Raw genomic sequence first — 19,355 nt, 5'->3', positions numbered from 1 at the left:
GGCAAGCCGGCGGCTCGCTGGAAAAACCTCCGTTGAGCTTCCGCCCTCAGTTTCCGGCCGACCGGCAAACGCTCAGCAGATCCAGGTCGTCCCGATACCATCCGCTTCGCACCTGCATGGCGCCCAGCAGCGTGTGGTAGATGTTGTCGTGGCTCGCCGGCTTTTGCCGGACGGCGTCGAGGCAACCGGGCGCGAGCGCCTGACGCCGCAGGAAACCGGGGGAAGTCCAGAGCAGAAGGGGAATGTGCCGCTGTTCCTCGGGCGCAATGGCGGCCGGTGCGCTATGCAGATAAATGCCGCGCTCTCCCAGCGACTCGCCATGGTCCGAGACATAGACCAGGGCCGTGTCGAAGCGCGCCGCCTGCCGCTGCAGCGTGCGGACCAGGGTGCCCAAGAAATGATCGGTGTAATGGATGGTGTTGTCGTAGGCATTCAGCAGTTCCTCGCGCGTGCAGTCGCGGGGCTGCGATTGCCGGCAGGCCGGCCGGAACGGTTCCTGGCCCGGCGGGTAGGTCGTGCGCGCGTGATATGCCGGCCCATGGCTGCCCATGGTGTGGAAGACAATGACGGCGTCGCCGGCGAGTCCGGCCAGCGTCTGTTCCAGGCCATCTAGCAGGACTTCGTCCGGGCAGGCGCCACGCTGGCAACGCGGGTCGTGTTCCGCGTCCGCGAGATGAACGTCGGCCACCCGGGCGCTGCTGTCGCGTCCGCCGGAATTGTTCGAGCGCCAGCGCACGTCCACCCCGGCGCCTTGCAGGGCGTCAAGGGCATTGGGAACCTGCCTCGCCCTCGCCATGCTGAAGTTTGCCCTGTCGAGGGGAGACAGCATGCAGGGAACCGATACCGCAGTCGACGTCGCGCAAGCCTCGGTCTTGCCAAAATAGTAGACGTTGCCGAGCGCCTGCAATTCGGGATTGGTCGGACGGGAATAGCCGCCAAGCTGGAAGTTCGCGTGCCGCGCGGTCTCGCCGATGACGAAGAAGACCAGCAGCGGCCTGGCCGAGGGCGGTTCCTGTTTCGCCGACCATGCGCGCGCGTCGGCGGGAGCTTCGTCCGCGGCAAGCCTGTCGTCTCGGATCAGGTCGGCCATGCCCTGCAATGCCGCCGCCGGCACCAGCAGGTAATGAAGCGCTTGCTGGCGGTAGGCAAGCTCGCGCACCTGTTGCCCGAAGGCGGCGAGCATGAATGCCGCAAGCAGCAAGGCCGACCCGATGACGGCGGCGCGGTCGCGCCATTCGCGCCGGCGGGGCAGCGGCGCGATGCGGGAACGCGCCACGAGCAGCACCGGCAAGGCGCCAAGCCCGATGACATACCCGGCCAGGCGCGGTCCGAACAGGGCCAGTGCCTCCGCCTGGTCCGTGCCGCCGATGTTGCGGAGCATCTCCCGGTCGATCGCGACGCCGAAGGTGTCAGCGCAATAGGCCGCCATCGAGGCGAGCGGAAACAGCAGCGCGCTGACCGCCATCAAAGCCTTCCTTCCCGGCACCAGCGCCAGGGCGCCGGCATGCCCGAGCACCAGGAGCAGCATCAGGAAAAACAGGTAAGCCAGTTCCAGTACTTGCCCATGCCAGAATGCGGCGCCCGCTTCCAGCCAGAAACGATGGTTGAACAGCCCGACGAACATTGCTCCAATGAGCAGGCAGAAACTCGCCGGCGACCCGAAATGCAGTTGCCACTCCCACTTTCCACCGCCTGGATGCGCCGCGTCTTTCATGCATTGTTGAAGTAAATCAAGTCGATATCGTCCCCAACTGCCAACCTGCATTACAGAGCACCTGTCCAAATACTTGTTTGTTCCAGCGCATGCAACGCTCTCTTAGCCAATTGCTCCCGATACCGGAACGATATGATGCTTGAAAGCGTCACTTTTATTAATTTCGGTGGATTGGCCTAGAGATGCTTGCTCCTGATTATCATGTCTCCGACGACTGGATGCGGTCCTCCCGCTCGCTGATCGACGCGCAGCTTGAACGGCTGCTGCGCGCGGACCGGGCATCGACCGTCACCGAAGCGATGCGATACAGCGTACTGGCGCCGGGCAAGCGGATCCGCCCCTTGCTAACCCTGGCCGTTGCCGAATACCTGGGCGCACGTCCCGAAGGCTTGCTGCACGTGGCATGCTCCATCGAAATGATCCACGCCGCGTCGCTGGTGCTGGACGACCTGCCGTGCATGGACAACGACCATCAGCGGCGGCAACGTCCCTCCACGCACGCCGCGTTCGGCGAAGACGTCAGCATCCTGGCAGCCATTTCGCTGCTGATGAAAAGCTATTGCATCCTTGCGTCGCACGCGGCCGTGCCGCAGGCAACGCGCCTGCAGCTCATTGAATTGCTTTGCGACACCATCGGCGCGAACGGACTCTCCCTCGGCCAGTACATCGATCTCAGCGTCAAGACCCAGGCCGTGAACGCCGGCGCTATCGCAGATGTGCATCACCTCAAGACCGGCGTGCTGTTCATCGCGGCCGCGAAGGCCGGATGCCTGCTCTGCGATGCCACCCCGGAACAAAGCGCGCGCATCGAACGCTTCACCACCTGCATCGGCCTTGCCTTCCAGCTCATGGACGACCTCCAGGACGTTGCCGATACCGGCCTGAACCTTGCCGCACGCATCGGCAGAAGCAATGCGGAGCGGCAATTCCGCGAACATCTTCGGGAGGCGGAAAAAGCCATCGACGGCGAGCGCAACAGCGCCGTGCTGAAGGACTTCCTGCATGCGGTGTTCAACCGGACTTAGTTTGGGGCGGATTTCTGCAGGTCGCTTGTGGTGCCCGTCATGCGGAGCTGGTCGGGCCGTGGCGAGCGCAATGCCGAAGGCGAGCTGAGGTCCGCTCCCCTTGATAGCGAGGGGCTAGGTAGTAAAAGTATTCCTCTCAATGCACGCTCCGCGTCCATAACCCCGTACGCGCCGTCACCGCCATCCGGTCCCGCCGGCTGACCGCATTCGCCGCCATCGCACACCCCGCCACGAGGTAGGCCAGCTTCCTCGCCGTCGAAACCTGCGTGCGGCCATTCCAGGCCTCCACGCCGAGCGCACGCACCTTCCACCCGATATCCCGGTAGATCAGCAAGGCGCTGGAAATCGCCCAGGCGCAACGCCAGGGCAATCGCGCCATGCCGATCTTGGCGGATGCGTAGTAGCTCTCCGCCAGTTCGACAAGCTCGCATGCCAATGCATGCAATCGTTCCTGGCAATGCGGCTGGTGCAGGTCCTCGCGCGCGATCTGCATGCGCGCCAGCCATTCTTCGGGCAGGTAGCATCGTCCCACCTCCCAGTCGTCGCGCACGTCGCGCGCGATGTTGGTGAGCTGGAAGGCAATGCCCAGGTCGGAGGCGCGATGTATGACTTCCTCGTCCCGCACGCCCATGATGCAGGCCATCATGACACCCACCACGCCCGCCACGTGATAGCAGTAGCGCAGCGTATCCTCCAGGGTGCGGTGGCGGACGTCCAGCGCATCCATCGCGAATCCGTCCAGCAGTTCGAACAGGTACCGGCGCGGAATGTCGTGCTTGCGCAGAACCTGACGCAAGGCCTCGAATGCCGGAAGGTCGCTCGGGTTGCCGTCGCAGACGCGGGCCGTCTCTTCCTGCAGCATGCGCAGTCGTTCCATCTTTTCCCGGATCGGCATCGATTGCTGGCCATGGCCGAGGGTCTGGCCGTCGATGACGTCGTCGCAATGGCGGCACCAGGCATACAGCATCATCACGCTTTCGCGCGTCTCCGGATCGAAGAGCATGGCGGCCTTGGCGAAGCTCTTCGATCCCTGCCGGATTGCTTCCGCGCTGTAGGAGGCGACCTCGCCGCCAACGCCATGGTTGCCGGCCCTCATGCCGCGTTCCTGTTGAGCTGCTCGTCGAGAATGATGCCCGCGGTCGCCTTGGCCGAGCCGACGACGCCGGGGATGCCGGCGCCAGGATGCGTTCCGGCGCCAACGAAATACAGGCCTTCCAGTTCTCGGTCCTTGTTATGGGTGCGGAAATAGGCGCTTTGCCACAGCACCGGTTCGAGCGAGAACGCGGAGCCGACATGCGCGTTCAGTTCGTCGCGGAAGTCATATGGCGTGAAGATGCGCTGCGTGACGAGGTCGCGGCGCAGGTTGGGAATGGCTTGCTGTTCCAGGTAAGCCAGGATGCGCTGCGCATAACGCGGGCCTTCCTCGTTCCAGTCGATGTCGGCATTGCCGAGATGCGGCACGGGCGCCAGCACGTAGTAGGCGCTATGGCCCGGCGGCGCGAGCGAAGGATCGGTCACCGTTGGAGCGTGCAGGTACAGGGAGAAGTCATCGGCCAGGGTGTCGCCATGGAAGATGTCCTTCAGCAGTTCGCGATACCGCGGGCCGAACAGCACGGTATGGTGCTGCATGCCTTCGCGCACGCCCTTCAGGCCGAAATACACCACGAACAGCGACATGCTGAACCGCCTGCGCTTGAGGCTTTGCGCCTTGCGCCTGGCGACCGCATCGTTTCGCAACAGCTTGTCGTAGGTATGGACAACGTCGGCGTTGCTGGCGACGAGCCGGCAAGGCAGTCGTTCACCGCCTTTCAGGACGACTTCGCTCACACGTCCCTGCCGGACCAGCACTTCATCCACGTCAGCGCCCAGCCGCAATTCCCCGCCGAGTTCCGCGAACAGGCGAAGCATGCCCTGAACCAGCGCGCCGGTCCCGCCCTGCGGGAAGAACACGCCCCATTGCCGTTCGAGCGCGTGGATCAGCGCATAGATGGACGAGGTTTCGAAGGGATTGCCGCCCACCAGCAGCGAATGGAAGCTGAATGCCTGCCGCAGGTGCGGGTCCTTGATGAAGCGCGACACCATGCCATAGACGCTGCGGTAGCTTTCCAGGCGGATGAGTTGCGGCGCCACCCTGACCATGCTGCGGAAATCCGGAAACGGGACATGGCCGAGCTTGAGGTAGCCCTCGTCCAGCACCGCGCGGGAATAGTCGAGGAAGCGCCGGTAACCTTCGACGTCGCCTGGCGACTTGAGACCGATCTGCCGGTCCAGTTCGGCCTGGTCGTTGACGTAGTCGAAGCGATAGCCGTCTTCCCAGGACAGGCGGTAGAAAGGGCTGACCGGCAGCATCGTGACGTAGTCCTTCATCTGCCGCCCGGAGAGGGCGAACAGTTCCTCCAGTGCCGTTGGGTCGGTGATCACCGTCGGGCCGGCATCGAAGGTAAAGCCGGCATCCTCGTAGACATACGCCCGTCCGCCCGGCTTGTCGCGCTTCTCTAGCAGGAGGGTGTCGATGCCGGCGGATTGCAGGCGGATGGCGAGCGCCAGTCCTCCAAATCCGCTGCCGATGACGATAGCCTTGCCGGGATTGCCATTCATGGAGTCGCTCCTGTCTGTCCTGTCTGTCCAGTCTGCATGGCGGCGCGCAACGCGGGCAGCACCGGGACCGGCGGCTTGCCCGACAGGATGCGCAACTGATCGAGCCGGCGCAGCCGGCCCGCGTAAAACCGTTCTATCAAAGCGCGCGGCAGGGTGTAAAAGCGTTCCAGCACGCGGTAACGACTGGCTGGCTGGCCCGCGAAGAAGAGCATGCGATTGAGCAGGCGCATGAAACCTTGCTCGCGCCACTGGGTTACGGAAAGCTGCCTTATCCTCTCGCGCAGCGCTGCGCTATCGTCCGCCGGCCAGAACGCAAACTGTTCCGCCAGCCGGACCGCGCACGGCAGCGAGTAGCCGGTTGTGGCGTGATACATGCCTGCCCGCAAGCCGCTGCAAGGGAGCGAACGCAGCGGTTCATTCCAGAAGGCGTCGATGTCGCCGGCAAGCGCTACCGGCAGGATGCCGTCTTCCTCTCTCTCCACGCGGTCCATCCGCCAGCCGCGCTGCCTGACATAGTCGGCGATCCGCGCGCGCACCGCCTCGCGCTCCAGCCCCGGGGAACCGCTGTAGTAAGTGTCTTCCACCAGGATGCGGCGCTCGTTCAGCGGCAGGGTATAGACGAAGCGATACCCATCGTGCTGCGGCACCGTGGCATCCATGATGATCGGCAATGACTGGCCATGTGGCGCGGCGAGCACGATTTCCTGTCCGACGAATTTCTGGTACGCATGCGACACGTACGGGGAAGGGGCGTAACCACGGCCATCGATGACGGCGCGCGCTTCCAGGCGGCGTCCATTTACCGTCACGCCGTCCGCCGTGACGTCGGTCACCTGCACGTTGAGCCTGGCGCGATGGCCGAGATTCGCCGTCAGCGCCTCGTGGAAGCGGCTGGACGTCAGGCTGAAGCAGGACGTCTCCAGGACGCGGCGGTGGCCGGGGAACCTGACTTCGTACGCTGGCCAGGAATGCGCAACCAGCGGACCCAGCCAGTCAAACTGTTCCGGCGTCAGGTCCGAGCGATAGAAAGACCAGGTATGGTTGCCGCCGAGCTTGTCGCCTTGCTCCAGCAGGACGATGTCGCGGCCGGGATGCAACATGCCGAGGCGCCATGCGATCAGGCCGTTCGCGAGTCCGCCACCGACGAGGATGAGGTCATGCATGCGCGAGCCGCCTTTCGATGATGTCGCAGGCGGCGGCCGCGCCGTTCTCCGCGAGCGCGGCTGCCTGCACGCGCGTCGCCGTTTTCCGCATCGTTTCGTCGCGCAGCGCTTCCATGATGACGCCGGCCAGGCGCCGCTTGCTTGCCTGGCTTGGCCGCAGCAGGCGGCCGACGCCGAGCCGTTGCAACCGCATGGCATTGTCGAGCTGGTCATGCGCATGGGGCACCACGACCTGGCGCACCCCGGCTTGCATCGCCTTGAACGCGGTGCCGATGCCGCCCGCATGCACGACCACCGCCGCATGCGGGAACACCCGTTCGAACGGCGCATAGTCGACGCGCAATGCCCAATCCGGAAGCCGGGAAGGAAGTCCCGATGCCTGGAGAGCCGCGGCGCCGCTGGTGACGAGGAGCGCGCGCATGCCCGCGGATCGTGCCGCCTCCAGTGCGGCGGCGTAGAAGGTGCCGGTGTCGCTGGCCGTGGAAGATAGCGTGAACACCGCCAGCGGCCGGTCGCATCGCGCGAGGAAGGCGTCCAGTTCCGGAGACGATGCGCTTGCTGGCAGGGCAACCTGCGCGGTCCCAGTCTGCACGGCGGCCTTGGGCCAGTCGGGCCGGGGGCCGCCGAGCAGCGGCGAAAACATGGCAAGCACGCAATCCGGGGAATGCTGGCCTTCGTACATCGGATGGGGAGCGTCATCGATGCCGAGTCCGCGCCGGAAATCCATTACCGGGCGCACCCATTCCTCGGTGTACTTGCGCACGTAGTGGAGCACCTTCGCATGGATGACAGGGTCGCGGCCGCACAGCCATGGCAGCACGGGGTAGGGCAGGTAGTTGGGGCGGTCATGCACGGAAAACAGCGTCATGGGCTGGAATACCGCCGAGATCCAGGGAATGCCGGTGCGCGCCGCCAGCAGCGGCGCGGCCAGCGCCATGAGCGACTGGCTGACGAGCAGGTCGGCATCGGCGCAGGACTTCTCCAGGTCGGCGTAGCTGTCGGCGATTGCCGGCGCGAGGAAATGGCGGTAGACGAACTCTCCTCCCTTCTTCGGATGCATGAAGCGTGCAAGGAAGTCGGGCGACTCCTCGGGCTCGGGACGCATGCGGCGGAAGCCGAGTCCGGCAGCCTCGACGCGGGCACGGTGGTTTGCCGTGGTGGCGATCGTTGCCCGATGTCCGCGCCGGCGCAATTCCTGCCCCAGTGCGAGGAAAGGGTAAAGGTCGCCGAGCGATCCGGACGTGGCGAACACGACGTGCTTGCTGGCGGAAGCCGTCATGCGCGCCTCAAGGCAGGCAGTCGCCACCACGGCACCCCGGGATGGAGATGGTGTTCATGGTGATAACCGAAATGAAAGCAGCTCAGCAGCGATCCAAGATAGCCGTAGGCATTGCTTCGCGCCCGGTGATGGTCGGCGAAGCCCCCGGCCTCGCCTTCCTTGTGGCGGTGCGGCAGGTAGGTGCCGAAATAGAAGAGCTGCAGCGAGGAGAGCAGGCCGGGCACCGCGAAGAAGAGCACGATGTTTTCCAGTCTTGCCCCCAGCAGGAGATACAGCGTTACCCTCAACAGCATCGTTACCGCTTGCCTCGTCGTGAGATAGGTGCGCATGAAACGCGCGTACCACGGCAGCAGGCGGTGGGGCATCTCCGGCGAAAAATCGGGATCCTCCGCCGAGCCGGGAAGGCGATGGTGGGCATGGTGCATGCGGATGAGATCTCGGTAGGAGAACCCGGCATAGAGCCAGACAGCGGCCTGGCCGAGGCGGTCGCCGGCAGCGCGCGACGTCGGCCAGAGCGAGCCATGCATCGCGTCGTGCGCGACGATGTAGAGGCCGACCGACAGCCAGGTTTGCAGGACGACCAGGGCGGCTGCCTCAAGCGGTGCCGGCCAGGCGAAAGTGATGTCGAACAGGAAGATGCCGCCCAGGTGAAATGCAAGCCAGGCTGCCATGACGAGCAGGGCGAGGCCGACGCCGATCCGGCTTTGTCTCGCTGGGCTCATGGTCTGCGTCATTCGATGTTCCGCGTGGTCTGGCCGGGCGCCGGTTCGCGTTGCGCGAAAGGCGATCGTTCCCGTTGCCGACTGAGCTGCTCCTTGAGTTCCTGCTTCAGCGTTTCCACAGGAGGTGCATACAGGAAGCCGAAAGAGACACCGTCCTCGCGGGTATGGACCGCATGATGCATGCGGTGTGCGGCGATCAGCCGGCGCAGGTAGGCTTGCCGGGGCTGCCAGGTGAAACCCCAGCCGGCGAGGCGGCGATGCGTGATGCCGTCGTGCAGGATGCCATAGAGCAAGCCGTACAAGGTGATGCCGAATGCCACCCACCAGAGCGCGCCGAAGGGAGGAACGACCGCAAAGAAGGCAATCGTCGCAAGCGTGAAGACGACCGCGAACCAGTCGTTCCTTTCCCAGCCCGAAGACGGCCGCCCGGCATTCGCCTGCGCGGCCGGCGCGTGATGCGATGCATGCCAAGTCCACCCGATGCCGTGCATGACGTGCTTGTGGAAAAGCGTCACGGCAAACTCCATCGCCACCAGCGTCACGGGCAGGATAAGCACCCAATGGAAGTTCATGTCTGCGAGCCTGCGGGTCGGCTACGGAAAGGCACCGTGGACGACAAGGTTGTAAAAGGAAGATTCTCCTGGCGGATTGCCGCGGCGCGAGACGTCTCCCGCCCGCGCGTGGACAGCGTGTTTCATCTTAAAGGCATGCCGGATCCGTGTCGGCGAAGAATGAAGCGAATCCGATTTGCATCAAGTTTGGTCAGGCTTTGCCCGAGACATGGGCCTGCCCGCCGCCAGTGGTTTGTCGCCGCGCGGTAACGTTCGTCTTTCCGGCAAGGTCCTGCAAAGTCATGATCGCCCTGCCTACGCCAGCCCGCTTCTCGCTACAATGGCAAAAACAGATCAGGCAGGGTTGCTAGGCCCGCCAGGAGGAGAATATGTTGCGGTTCCTGTCGCGGCGACGCCCGTCGGTGGTTGCCATCAACGGCCGGGACGTCGAGGCCAACGACCGGGAAACCCTGCTGCAGGCGGCGCTGCGCGCCGGCGTGCCGTTTCCGAACAGCTGCCGGGTCGGCGGTTGCGGCACCTGCAAGTGCCGGCTGGTCCGGGGGGAAGTCCGCGAGCTGACGGAATCGGGATACATCCTCACGGACGAGGAATGCCGCCAGGGTTACATCCTTGCCTGCCAGAGCGTCGCCAGGACCGACCTCGCCCTGGAGGTCGAGATGCCGCCGCATTCCTCCGCACATCGCATGGGTGGAACGATCGTTTCGCAGGACAGGCTGGCACGTGACATCTGCCGCGTCCGCGTGCAACTGGATGAAGGCATTTATTATGCCGCCGGGCAATTCGCGGAACTGTGCCTCGATGTCATGCCGGATGTAACGCGTCCTTACTCCTTTTCCACGCCGATGCAGGCCGATGGCGTCGTCAGCTTCACCGTGCGCCAGGTTCCCGGCGGTCAACTGTCGGAATGTCTCTGCAACGATGAGTTCATTGGCAGGCAGGTCTCGGTCATTGGGCCGAACGGCAACTTCTGGCTGAGGCCGGGCACCGCGCCTTTGCTCATGGTGGCGGGCGGCAGCGGCCTGGCGCCCATCCTGGCCATGCTCAAGCAGGCCGCGATCGCCGGAGCGGACCGCCCCGCGACCTTGCTGTTCGGCGCGCGCGAGCAATGCGACCTGTACGCGCTCGACGAGATCGCGGAGATACAGCGGCAATGGCAAGCGCCTTTCCGCTTCATCCCAGTGCTGTCCGAGGAACCTGCGTCCTCATCCTGGCAAGGCGAGCGCGGCCGCGTGACGGAAAGGATTCCCGAGGTGGTTCAGCCCGGTGCGCATGCCTATCTTTGCGGACCGCCGGGAATGATCGACCATGCGGTCCCGCTGCTCGAAGGCCAAGGCATTCCACCGGCGCACATCCATGCCGACCGCTTCCTGGCGAGGCATGAACGGCAAGGAGACGCGGCTGCCTTCCGCGAAAACGTTGCAACCGGCGAGCCAGTTACTTCCGGCAATCCCGCCGGCATGCTCCATTACCTCAAGTTCTTCCTTTTCCATGGTTCCAGCCTGGCCGCCCTGGTGGCCATCCTTGCCGGCGGACCGGCGATCACCTTCGCCTTATGGGGAATGACCGCGTTTTACGTGGTGGGCGATGCGATCTGCGGCGATGATCTGTCCACGCCGCGCTTCAGGCATCCCGGTATCCTGACGGTGCAACTTTGGCTGGCGCTGCCATTGCTGCTGATCATTTCCTTCGCCGCGGTCTGGCACGTCAGCCCGGGCGATCCCTTCGGCTTCGGGCAATGGGTGGCCGGCCTGACCGGCTATGACGTCATCGCCGCGCGTGACGCGACCGGCTTCGGCGACCATGTCTCGCTGGTGTTCTACATGGGACTGGTGATAGGCATGGTGGGAACGATCACCGGCCACGAACTGACGCATCGCACCTGGGATCCGGTCTCGATGCTGATCGGCCGCTGGCTGCTGGCGTTCAGCTTCGATACCGTCTTCGCCATCGAGCATGTGCACGGTCATCATCGTTATGTCGCGACCGAGAACGACCCTGCGACCGCGCCCCGGGGCCGCAACGTCTACCACCACATCCTCGCCTCGACCATCAAGGGCAACGTCAGCGCCTGGAGGATCGAGGCCCGCCGCCTCGCGCGCAAGGGCTTTCCGGTGCTCGGCTGGCGTAACGCCGTGCTGCGCGGCTACTTGATGAGTGTTGCTCTGCTCAGCGCCGCCGCATGGATCGGCGGCTGGAAGGCCGCAGGCTTCTTCATCCTCTGCGGCCTGTGGGGCAAGTCCTTGCTGGAAATCGTCAATTACATGGAGCACTACGGACTGGTGCGCCATCCGGACACGCCGGTCGCGGTGCGTCATTCCTGGAATACGAACAAGCGCCTGAGTTCGTGGAGCATGTTCAACCTGACCCGCCATTCGCATCACCATGCCCAGGGCGAGGTTCCATACCAGGACTTGAGGCCGTGCCGCGAAGCGCCGATGATGATCGGCGGCTATCTCACGACCATCATCATTGCCTTGGTGCCGCCGCTGTGGCACCGGCTGATGACGCCGAGGGTGCTCGCCTGGGACCACGAACATGCGAACGGCATCGAACGCGATCTGGCAGCGCGGGCGAACGCCCGCAGCGGCATTCCGGCAATGATTGCGTCGAGGGCGGCCGGTTGAGGCGCCGGCTGTCGGAGTCACCGTTTGCGCGCGGGAATGTCCTGCGTTAGAGTAGGCTGCTCGATCTCATCCGGACTCATGCATGCAAGCGATTCCACTCGTTCATACCACGCGCGGCTATCTTTCCAATGGCGCCGTCGGAAGCGCCGATGAAGGCGCGGTCCATGTCGAAAACGTCCACCTCGGCTCGGCGGTCGTGGTCGACATCCGCGGCAACATCCTTTGGCAAGCCGGCGATCCCCATTACCCGGTCTTCACGCGCTCCACGCTCAAACCCTTCCAGGCCTTGCCATTCATGCTCGACGACGGGCCGGCGCGGCTTGGCCTCGACCCGGCGGAACTGGCCCTCATGTGCGCCAGCCACAATGCGGAAGACAAGCACATCGCGGTGGTTCGCGGCCTGCTCGGCAAGGCAGGATGCGACGAGACGCACCTGCAATGCGGTTGCCACGCGCCGATGTTCTACGAGGCGCTCGGCAAGACGCCGCCGGCCGACGGCAAGTGGTCGCAGGTGCACCATAACTGCTCCGGCAAGCATGCCGGCTTTCTCGCCTGGTGCCGGTTGCACGACGTTTCCTTCGCCGATTACGTCGATCCCGCCCATCCGCTCCAGCAACGCATCCGGTCCATGCTTTCCGACCTGACCGGCCTGGAACAGAAAGATTTGCCGATGGGGATGGATGGATGTTCGGCGCCGAACTTCGCCATGCCCTTGTCCCGGCTTGCCTGGCTCTACGCCCGGCTTGCCCAGGGCAGCAACGATGCCAAGTATGGCGCCGCGATGGGCGACCTGCGCGACGCCATGGTCGCGCGCCCGGATCTGGTTTCCGGTGAAAACCGCAGCGACCTGTATTACATGCAGGCTGGCGGTGGCGACTGGGTGACGAAGGTTGGTGCGGATGGTGTCCAGCTGATCGGCATCCGCTCGCGCGGCATCGGCATCGCCGTGAAAATCGTCGACGGGAATAACCGTGCCGCGCAGACCGCTACCGTTTCCGCCCTGTCCCAGCTGGGGTTGCTGCAAGGCGAGGGCAGGGCATTGCTGGAGCGTTACGGCCGCATCCCCTTGATCAATGCCGCGGGCCGGAACGTGGGAGACGTGGAGGCAACCTATTCCTTGGAAAAGATCGCCTAGCGGGCTGAATTTGCCGCTTTATTTTCCGGCAATGCCAAACTCCATGGCAAGGAAAGTCACGTCATCCTCGAAGGAATGGCGGGCGCCCCGCCACGCCCGCAGCGTATCCCCGAGCGCCTGCCGGACGTGCGCCAGCGGACGGCCATGCATTTCCTTGTTGGTCAGCAGCGCTTCGAGACGCTGCTGACCGAATGCTTCATGCCGTGCGTTCTCCGTTTCGGTGATGCCGTCCGAGTAAAGGAAGATCCGGCTTCCCGGCTCGAGCTTTACCGTGCTTGCCTCGAACTCCGGATCGCGCAGGATGCCGATCGGAACGCCCGGCACGCCGGCATGAATGATGTCGCCTCCGGGCATGGCCGTCACCAGTGCCGGCGGGTGACCCGCCGTCGCGACTGCGGCGAGGCCGGTGTCCTGCTCGATCAGCCCGAAGGCCAGCGTCAGGTACAGGCTGGTATCGGGCATCCGCAGGAAGCGCTGGTTAACGTCCTGCATCACGATTTCCGCGGCCCTGCCTATGTCGCTCGTCGTTTCCGTCACCAGCCGCGTCATGCGATGCGTCGCGGCGCGCATCTGGTGCTGCAGGCTGAATGCCAGCATGGCGGCGCTCACGCCATGGCCGGAGATGTCCGCCAGGTAGAAGCAGACGTGGCGGTCGCCCACCATGAAATAATCGAAGCAGTCTCCGCCGACATAACTCGACGCCTGGAAAAGCCATTCGAAGCGAACCGCGCCCAGCCTGGCCGGTTCCGGAAGCAAGCCGAGCTGCATCGACCTCGCCATTTCGAGTTCGCGGCTGAGCTGGCGGTAAGCCGCGTCACGCTCGAGATGATGCTGGTAGGCAGCCGAGTGATATCGGATGCGGGCAATCATTTCCGCGGCGGCCGGCAGCTTGATCAGGTAATCATTAGCTCCCCGGGAAAACGCCATGGCCTTGGTATTCGGGTCTTCTTCCGAAGACAGCACGAGCACCGGCACTGCGCTGGCTTCTTCCATGTTTCTGTATCGGTGCACGAGGGCCAGTCCATCCGCATCCGGCATGAACAAGTCCTGAAGGATGACGGTCGGCCTGAAGGAAATGATGGCCTCCATGGCGTCCGCGGCATTCGTGACGGCGAAGAGTTCGATTTCCTTCGCTCCTTCCAGCATTTTTTTCAGTGCGGCGGCAACCAGCCGCTGATCATCGACGAGCAGGACGCGGGTGCCGGAGTTAGTTCCGGGAAAGGAAAATTGGTCGCGCCGTCGCCTTCCATGAACGAATGCCGGCAGGCTGGGATCGATGTCTTCAGGAATCGGAGCGGTGTTCATGAGGCCGGGTGAAACATACGAATGTCGACTGGCTTCAGTTTATGACCGTCCCGCAGCGCTTAGGTTGACAACGATTTGCTTGCGGGCAGATTGTCCAGGAAAAATTGTCACAAAAAGATATGAACCTACCAACTTTTGTGCATCTAACGGTTTCCAGTCATTTATCGTTCGAGGCGCTGACGCCAGCGCACACATACAAGGAGTGAACATGAAGAAATTGCCTTTAGCTATCTTTGTTTCTCTGTTGGGGACCGCAAGCGCGGCGTTCAGCCAGACCACGACCACCACCACGACGAACGATCCGTCCAAGAGCAGCGCAACCGCGCCCAGCTCCCCGAGTTCGTCCGCCAACACGACCGTGACTACCACGACGACCAATGCCACTTCGCCTTCGAGCAGCTCCGGTAGCTCGGGCAGCTCCGGTTCAGGCATGAGCACGTCCAGCAACGACACTTCCGCTCCGCCTTCCAGCAGCTCCGGCTCGTCCAGCGGCATGAGCAGTGGCAGCTCGGGCTCCTCGGGTTCATCCAGCAGCGGTTCCGACAGCAGCATGAGCGGATCGGGATCGTCGAGCTCGTCCTCGCCCAGCAGCTCTTCCAGCCCCTCTAGCTCGTCCACCCCGTCGAGCTCTTCCAGCAGCTCAACCTCTCCGAGCTCTTCGAGCAGCACCGACACGAGTTCCAGCGGTTCGAGCAGCACCAGCGGGGCATCCGACACGTCGAGCTCTTCCAGTTCGCCCAGCTCTTCCAGCTCCTCCAGCTCGCCTAGCTCCTCCAGCACGTCGTCCTCCCCGTCCTACGGCAGCGGCACGACCTCCGGCACCACGTCGGGCAGCAGCGACAGCAGCACTTCGGGCTCTTCGTCGACGATGCCATCGTCTTCGTCCGGCTCTTCCATGGGCTCGTCGTCGACCAGCCCATCGAGCGGTTCTACCAGCGGCTCGTCAGGCTCGAAATAAGCCAGGCCGATCCAGCCAGCGGCCCGGTGACGGGCCGCTGCGCCACTCCTTGCGGACACGCCTGCCGGCGTGCTCCGCGACTGGCATGCCGCCTCCTGATCCCGCTTCAGGTCCGCGCGCGGCGCCTTGCCAGCGACATCATCATTGCCCCCAATACAAGCAGAGCCGCGCTCGCAGGTTCCGGAACGAGCACGATCTCATCGCTCGTGGCGCTGCGCAGAAAGCCCAGGTAGGGATTCAGCAGGACGCCGCCGAAGTAGGTGCCGAAGGTGCCTTTCGTCTGTCCGTCGAACCAGCCGCTGAATGTGTTGTTGCCGACCAGCACCGGCTCGCCATTCCAGTTGATGAAAGAGGGACCGCCCGAGTCGCCGCCGCCGATACTGGACTCACGGTTGTTCGGCAATGCCGGCGAGCAGGCACTGAACATCGTGCAGAACGTGTCCTGCCCGTTGCCATCGAAGTCGGCATACCAGACTTCGTCGTTTCCGGTGAAGTTGGCTTCGTCATTCTTGTCGAACAGATCGATGTAGTTTTCCCCTGTGCGCTTCGCTTCGAAGCTGGGCGCCACGGTATAGCCGGCAACCCCCGTCCCCGACGTGCCATAGCCTGCCATGTAGATGTGCGTCGAGGCAGAGACAGGCGCGCCGGCGATCCGGTAGCGCTTCGCGGTGGCGGGCGCATCCGAGGAGAGGGTGAGGACCGCCACGTCATCATTGACGCAAAAACTGTTGACGCCGGGCGGGCAATTGCCGAATCCCTGGTAGTCCGGATGCACCGCCACCTTGGTCGCGTTGATGATGGCGTTGCGGTCGCCCGCGCTGTTGAAGACCACGCGCACGTCGGTGCCCGGCTTGGCGAGATTCACGTAATGCCCCTGGCCGTCGGTGTCGACGCAGTGGCCGGCCGTCAGCACGGAGCGCGTCCCGACCAGCGCGCCGGAGCAGATGTACGACTGCCCATCGAACCTGATGTTGATGCTGACCACGCCTGAGTAAGGGGACGTCGGCACATTAGGATCGACGTGGAGCGCCGGTGAGTCGGGAGGCGCACCTACCGTGATGGCAGGCTCGATGTTTCCGAGGCTGCGGATGACATCGGCGGCCAGCGCCGGTTCGTAGTTGCCGTTCGTGATGAGGGCAGCGTGGCTGAGGCTGGGACTGAGGGCCGCCGCCGAGGTCATGATGGCGGCGAGGGAAACGCCGAGCAGCTTCGTGCCGAAACGGCCGTTGAGCCGTGGCTTTGCGTTGCGCATAAGTTCTCCTTGTAGGTCTTCAGGAAGTGTTGTCACGCATGCGGGCTTGCGATGCGTGACGGCCCTGAGGCACGTTGCATGCCACTGGAGAAAAGCGCTGATGTTTCAGATACTTGGCAAAAACGGACGGCGAAGCTCGGGAAAAAGCGTAATGCGGAGCGACTTGCGCTGCCTCGCATCGCAATGCGCTTTAATGCGACTTCTCAAACTCTTCCCGAAAGATGGCGGGCCGCCGGGCCCGCCGTAAAGTGGATCATTTCCCGCTGCTGCGGGCCGCTTCCACGTCTGCCTTGTTCTGTGCCTTGGCGACATCGGAGGTGGCATTATTGATTTCCTTGTCCGCTTTCTGTTGGGCCTTGAGCTTTTTCTTGGTTGCCTTCGCGTCGGCATCGACATTGGCCTGGGCTTCCTTGTGCAGGGCCTTGTCGACTTTTTTCTGCGCCTTGAGCTGTTCCTGTTCTACCTTGCCCTGGGCCTTGACTTCGGAAGGCGTGGCTTCCTGCTGGGCATAAGCGTGCGATGCGAAGGCGACGGCGACCATCGCCGCGAGAATGGTTTTCATGGTGGATTCCTTTCAACAAAAGACTTGTACTAAAGATACGGGATCCGTGTGCAAGTTCCTTGTAATGATCTTGCTTATATCCGGCGGCCTTGCGCACGGAAAAGCTCAAGCCGGCGGTCCGGCGTGGTCATTGACTGCCGTTGTCCTCGTCGTTGCGGCGTGCCGCGCCAGAACGCCGCGCAGCGCGCCCATGTCGACCGGCTTGGTGAGATGCTCGTCGAACCCGACCGCCAGCGCCTTCCTGCGATCGGATTGCTGGCCGTACCCGGTGACTGCAACCAGCAGCATCGGCTGCGCCCCGTGCGGTTGCGCGGCTTCGCGGGCGCGGATGCGTGCCGCCACTTCATGCCCGTTGATGTCGGGCAGGTCGATGTCGACGAGCGCGGCGAAAGGCCGGCATTGCTCGGCCAGCGCCAGGCCATCCAGGCCGGTGGCGGCCGCGCTGACTTCCATGCCATCGTGGCGGAGCGCATGGGCCAGCATCTCGCGCACGTCGTCGTTGTCGTCGATGAGCAGGATGTTGCCGGAAGCCGCGCGTTCCGCAGCGGGCATGCTTTCCCCTTGTTCCGCCGGCACGACGAGAGCGAGCGGCAGGCGGATCGTGAAGGTGCTGCCCTGGTCCTGTCCGCCGCTTGCCGCGGTCACGTCGCCGCCATGCTGCCGCGCGAGGGCACGCACGATCGCCAGGCCAAGACCCAGTCCGCTCTGTCCCCGATGATGGCGCGGCGCCTGCACGAACTTGTCGAATACCGTTCCCAGCAGGTCGACGCCGATGCCGATCCCGGAATCCTGCACGTGCAGGAATGCCCACTCAGCCGATCGTTCCACCCGAAGATGCACCGTGCCGCCCGAGGGTGTGTACTTGAAGGCGTTTTCCAGCAGGTTGGTGATCATCTGTTCCAGTCGCGTCGGGTCCGCTTCCACCATTACGCTGCTGATCGTGGTGGTGACATGATGCTGGAGCTTGCCGCCCGCGCGCATCTGCAGCGCGCCGAGGCAATGACGCGCCGCTTCGCCGAGGTCGACTGCGGTCCTGTACAGCACCACCTTGCCGGAAATGAGGCGGCTGGCGTCCAGCAGTTCGTCGACGATATGGGTGAGATGACCGCACTGGCGCTTGATGATGTCGCGGGCGCGGCGCGCCGAATCGGCGGGCGTCCCGTCCAGGTCGAGAACGGCGATGCCGGAGCTGATCGCGGCGAGGGGGTTGCGCAATTCATGGCCGAGCATCGCGAGGAATTCATCCTTGGCGCGGTTCTGCTCCTCCGCCATCGCGCGCCTTTCCTGCGCGTCGTCGAGCAAGGACTGGCGCTCGCGCTGCACGCTGTCCAGCACCACGCCGGTCTGGTGCATCGCCGCCAGCAAGGTGTCGATCTCGTGCACCTCGGTGCGCGCATCCGGCGGCACCTTGCCTTCGCGCAGGCTCACCGCGGCGCGTTCGGCGCTGCCGATGGAGCGCGTCAGGCGCAGGCTGAAATACACCGCGGCTGCGACGGCGCAGGCGATCGCCGCGAACAGGCCTGCAGCCGCGAGCATGACCGAGCGCCTTGCCGCGGCCTCGATGTCGGCGATCGGCACGCCCACGGCCACCGTCCAGCCGGACAGCGGCGAGCGCACGAGCGCGGTATAGATCGGCACACCGTCGCGGGACACATGCCTTATTTCGCCAGTCTTTCCCGCGCGGATGGCCGCAAGCAGCTCGGCCCGGGGCGGCTTGCCGATATAGTCGTCGTTGCCACGGTTGCGTGCAACCGTCATGCCGTCCTTGTCGAAGACGCCGATCAGCCAGTCGCCCGGAACGTTTTCCACCGGCAGCAGCTTCTTGAAGAAGCTGGCGTAATTCCAGACCGAGATGAGATATCGCTTGCCGCTGGCCAGCGTCACGGGCAGCTCCACGGCGCAGAGGTACTGGCCGGTGACCCTTCCCTGGATCAGGCCGGAAACCTGGGTGCCGGATTGTTCGAGGACCAGGCGTGCGCGTTCCACGTTGGAAGCTGGCAGCGGCGGCAATGGTTTGCCATAAGGGATGACGGTCGTGAACTCCCGCTGTCCGCCTTGGTTGAACAGCGTCATCTGGGTGCCGCGCCCGACGTTGGCGGCGACCGCCTGCCCGTAGAATTCACGGAAGTTCTCTGCTGCCAGCAAGCGCGAGGTTGCCAGCGCGCGGACCACGCCGTCCAGCCGGGTCATTTCGCCATCGACCGCGAGCGACGTGGCGCGCGCCAGTTCATGCATGCTGCGCACCGCGGCCTGGCGCTCGTCGTCAACCAGCATGTCGAGCGCGAAGGCCGAGAACACGAGGATGGGTACGAGGACCGTGCCTGCCATCAGGGCCAGGTAGGTACGGATTTTCATTGGCGGATCACGGCTGGCAGTCGCTGCGGGAACAGGCTGAACAAAATGACGTGATCTTATCAAGCCATGGAGAGCAGCTTATTGCTTTTCG

Annotated in this window: 16 protein-coding genes; 3 read left to right on the top strand and 13 right to left on the bottom strand. The window is 64.1% G+C overall.

The genetic code is table 11. The annotated features are described in order from the left end of the window. Positions 1-46: 46 nt before the first annotated feature. Positions 47-1,714 (bottom strand): phosphoethanolamine transferase, encoded by a 1,668-nt coding sequence (locus G3574_RS00805; RefSeq protein WP_163959922.1) that lies wholly within the window; start codon positions 1,712-1,714, stop codon positions 47-49. 182 nt (positions 1,715-1,896) lie between these two features. On the opposite strand from G3574_RS00805, the gene G3574_RS00800 reads away from it, so the two are divergent. Beyond that, on the top strand, positions 1,897-2,739 hold the full coding sequence (locus tag G3574_RS00800) for a polyprenyl synthetase family protein (protein WP_163959920.1): 843 nt from the start codon (positions 1,897-1,899) through the stop codon (positions 2,737-2,739). A 136-nt stretch (positions 2,740-2,875) separates the two neighbouring features. Here the strand turns inward: G3574_RS00800 and G3574_RS00795 are convergent, their stop codons facing one another. Genes G3574_RS00795 through G3574_RS00770 form a run of 6 tightly spaced genes read right to left on the bottom strand, consistent with a single transcriptional unit; the run spans position 2,876 to position 9,073 of the window. Further along, complete coding sequence (locus G3574_RS00795; RefSeq protein WP_163959918.1) at positions 2,876-3,835, bottom strand: phytoene/squalene synthase family protein; 960 nt, start codon at positions 3,833-3,835, stop codon at positions 2,876-2,878. Next, the gene (locus G3574_RS00790; RefSeq protein ID WP_163959916.1) at positions 3,832-5,337 is read right to left on the bottom strand and encodes a phytoene desaturase; all 1,506 of its coding nucleotides are present in this window, start codon (positions 5,335-5,337) and stop codon (positions 3,832-3,834) included. Before G3574_RS00790 ends, G3574_RS00795 begins: the two co-directional genes overlap by 4 nt. Then, complete coding sequence (gene crtY / locus G3574_RS00785; protein ID WP_163959914.1) at positions 5,334-6,500, bottom strand: lycopene beta-cyclase CrtY; 1,167 nt, start codon at positions 6,498-6,500, stop codon at positions 5,334-5,336. The genes G3574_RS00790 and crtY overlap by 4 nt, the downstream gene beginning before the upstream one ends. Further along, complete coding sequence (locus G3574_RS00780) at positions 6,493-7,779, bottom strand: glycosyltransferase (protein ID WP_163959912.1); 1,287 nt, start codon at positions 7,777-7,779, stop codon at positions 6,493-6,495. Before G3574_RS00780 ends, crtY begins: the two co-directional genes overlap by 8 nt. Beyond that, the gene (locus G3574_RS00775) at positions 7,776-8,513 is read right to left on the bottom strand and encodes a fatty acid desaturase (protein WP_163959910.1); all 738 of its coding nucleotides are present in this window, start codon (positions 8,511-8,513) and stop codon (positions 7,776-7,778) included. Before G3574_RS00775 ends, G3574_RS00780 begins: the two co-directional genes overlap by 4 nt. Next, positions 8,510-9,073, bottom strand: coding sequence for a sterol desaturase family protein (locus tag G3574_RS00770; protein WP_163959908.1), 564 nt, complete (start codon positions 9,071-9,073; stop codon positions 8,510-8,512). The genes G3574_RS00775 and G3574_RS00770 overlap by 4 nt, the downstream gene beginning before the upstream one ends. Before the next feature lie 368 nt (positions 9,074-9,441). Between G3574_RS00770 and G3574_RS00765 the strand changes: the two genes are divergently transcribed. Continuing rightward, positions 9,442-11,697 (top strand): fatty acid desaturase, encoded by a 2,256-nt coding sequence (locus G3574_RS00765; RefSeq protein WP_163959906.1) that lies wholly within the window; start codon positions 9,442-9,444, stop codon positions 11,695-11,697. Positions 11,698-11,779: 82 nt separating this feature from the next. Further along, positions 11,780-12,832 (top strand): asparaginase, encoded by a 1,053-nt coding sequence (locus tag G3574_RS00760; protein WP_163959904.1) that lies wholly within the window; start codon positions 11,780-11,782, stop codon positions 12,830-12,832. Between the two features lie 18 nt (positions 12,833-12,850). Here the strand turns inward: G3574_RS00760 and G3574_RS00755 are convergent, their stop codons facing one another. The 6 genes from G3574_RS00755 to G3574_RS00735 all read right to left on the bottom strand — a co-directional run bounded on the left by G3574_RS00755 (position 12,851) and on the right by G3574_RS00735 (position 19,264). Beyond that, on the bottom strand, positions 12,851-14,137 hold the full coding sequence (locus tag G3574_RS00755) for a PP2C family protein-serine/threonine phosphatase (RefSeq protein WP_163959902.1): 1,287 nt from the start codon (positions 14,135-14,137) through the stop codon (positions 12,851-12,853). Between the two features lie 39 nt (positions 14,138-14,176). Continuing rightward, complete coding sequence (locus tag G3574_RS28035) at positions 14,177-14,917, bottom strand: hypothetical protein (RefSeq protein ID WP_205609612.1); 741 nt, start codon at positions 14,915-14,917, stop codon at positions 14,177-14,179. Between the two features lie 15 nt (positions 14,918-14,932). Further along, positions 14,933-15,154 carry a hypothetical protein gene (locus tag G3574_RS28030; RefSeq protein ID WP_205609611.1) on the bottom strand — a complete coding sequence of 74 codons (222 nt, stop codon included), beginning with the start codon at positions 15,152-15,154 and terminating at the stop codon, positions 14,933-14,935. A gap of 47 nt (positions 15,155-15,201) precedes the next feature. Continuing rightward, complete coding sequence (locus G3574_RS00745; protein WP_163959960.1) at positions 15,202-16,347, bottom strand: trypsin-like serine protease; 1,146 nt, start codon at positions 16,345-16,347, stop codon at positions 15,202-15,204. Positions 16,348-16,600: 253 nt separating this feature from the next. Further along, the gene (locus G3574_RS00740; protein ID WP_163959900.1) at positions 16,601-16,909 is read right to left on the bottom strand and encodes a hypothetical protein; all 309 of its coding nucleotides are present in this window, start codon (positions 16,907-16,909) and stop codon (positions 16,601-16,603) included. A gap of 105 nt (positions 16,910-17,014) precedes the next feature. After that, the gene (locus G3574_RS00735) at positions 17,015-19,264 is read right to left on the bottom strand and encodes an ATP-binding protein (protein WP_163959898.1); all 2,250 of its coding nucleotides are present in this window, start codon (positions 19,262-19,264) and stop codon (positions 17,015-17,017) included. Positions 19,265-19,355: the final 91 nt, after the last annotated feature.

Source organism: Noviherbaspirillum galbum (assembly GCF_010974945.1).
In the GTDB taxonomy this organism is placed as follows: domain Bacteria; phylum Pseudomonadota; class Gammaproteobacteria; order Burkholderiales; family Burkholderiaceae_D; genus Noviherbaspirillum; species Noviherbaspirillum galbum.
The sequence above is the reverse complement of the archived record's forward strand: the minus strand, read 5'-3'. Positions and strand labels throughout refer to the sequence as shown.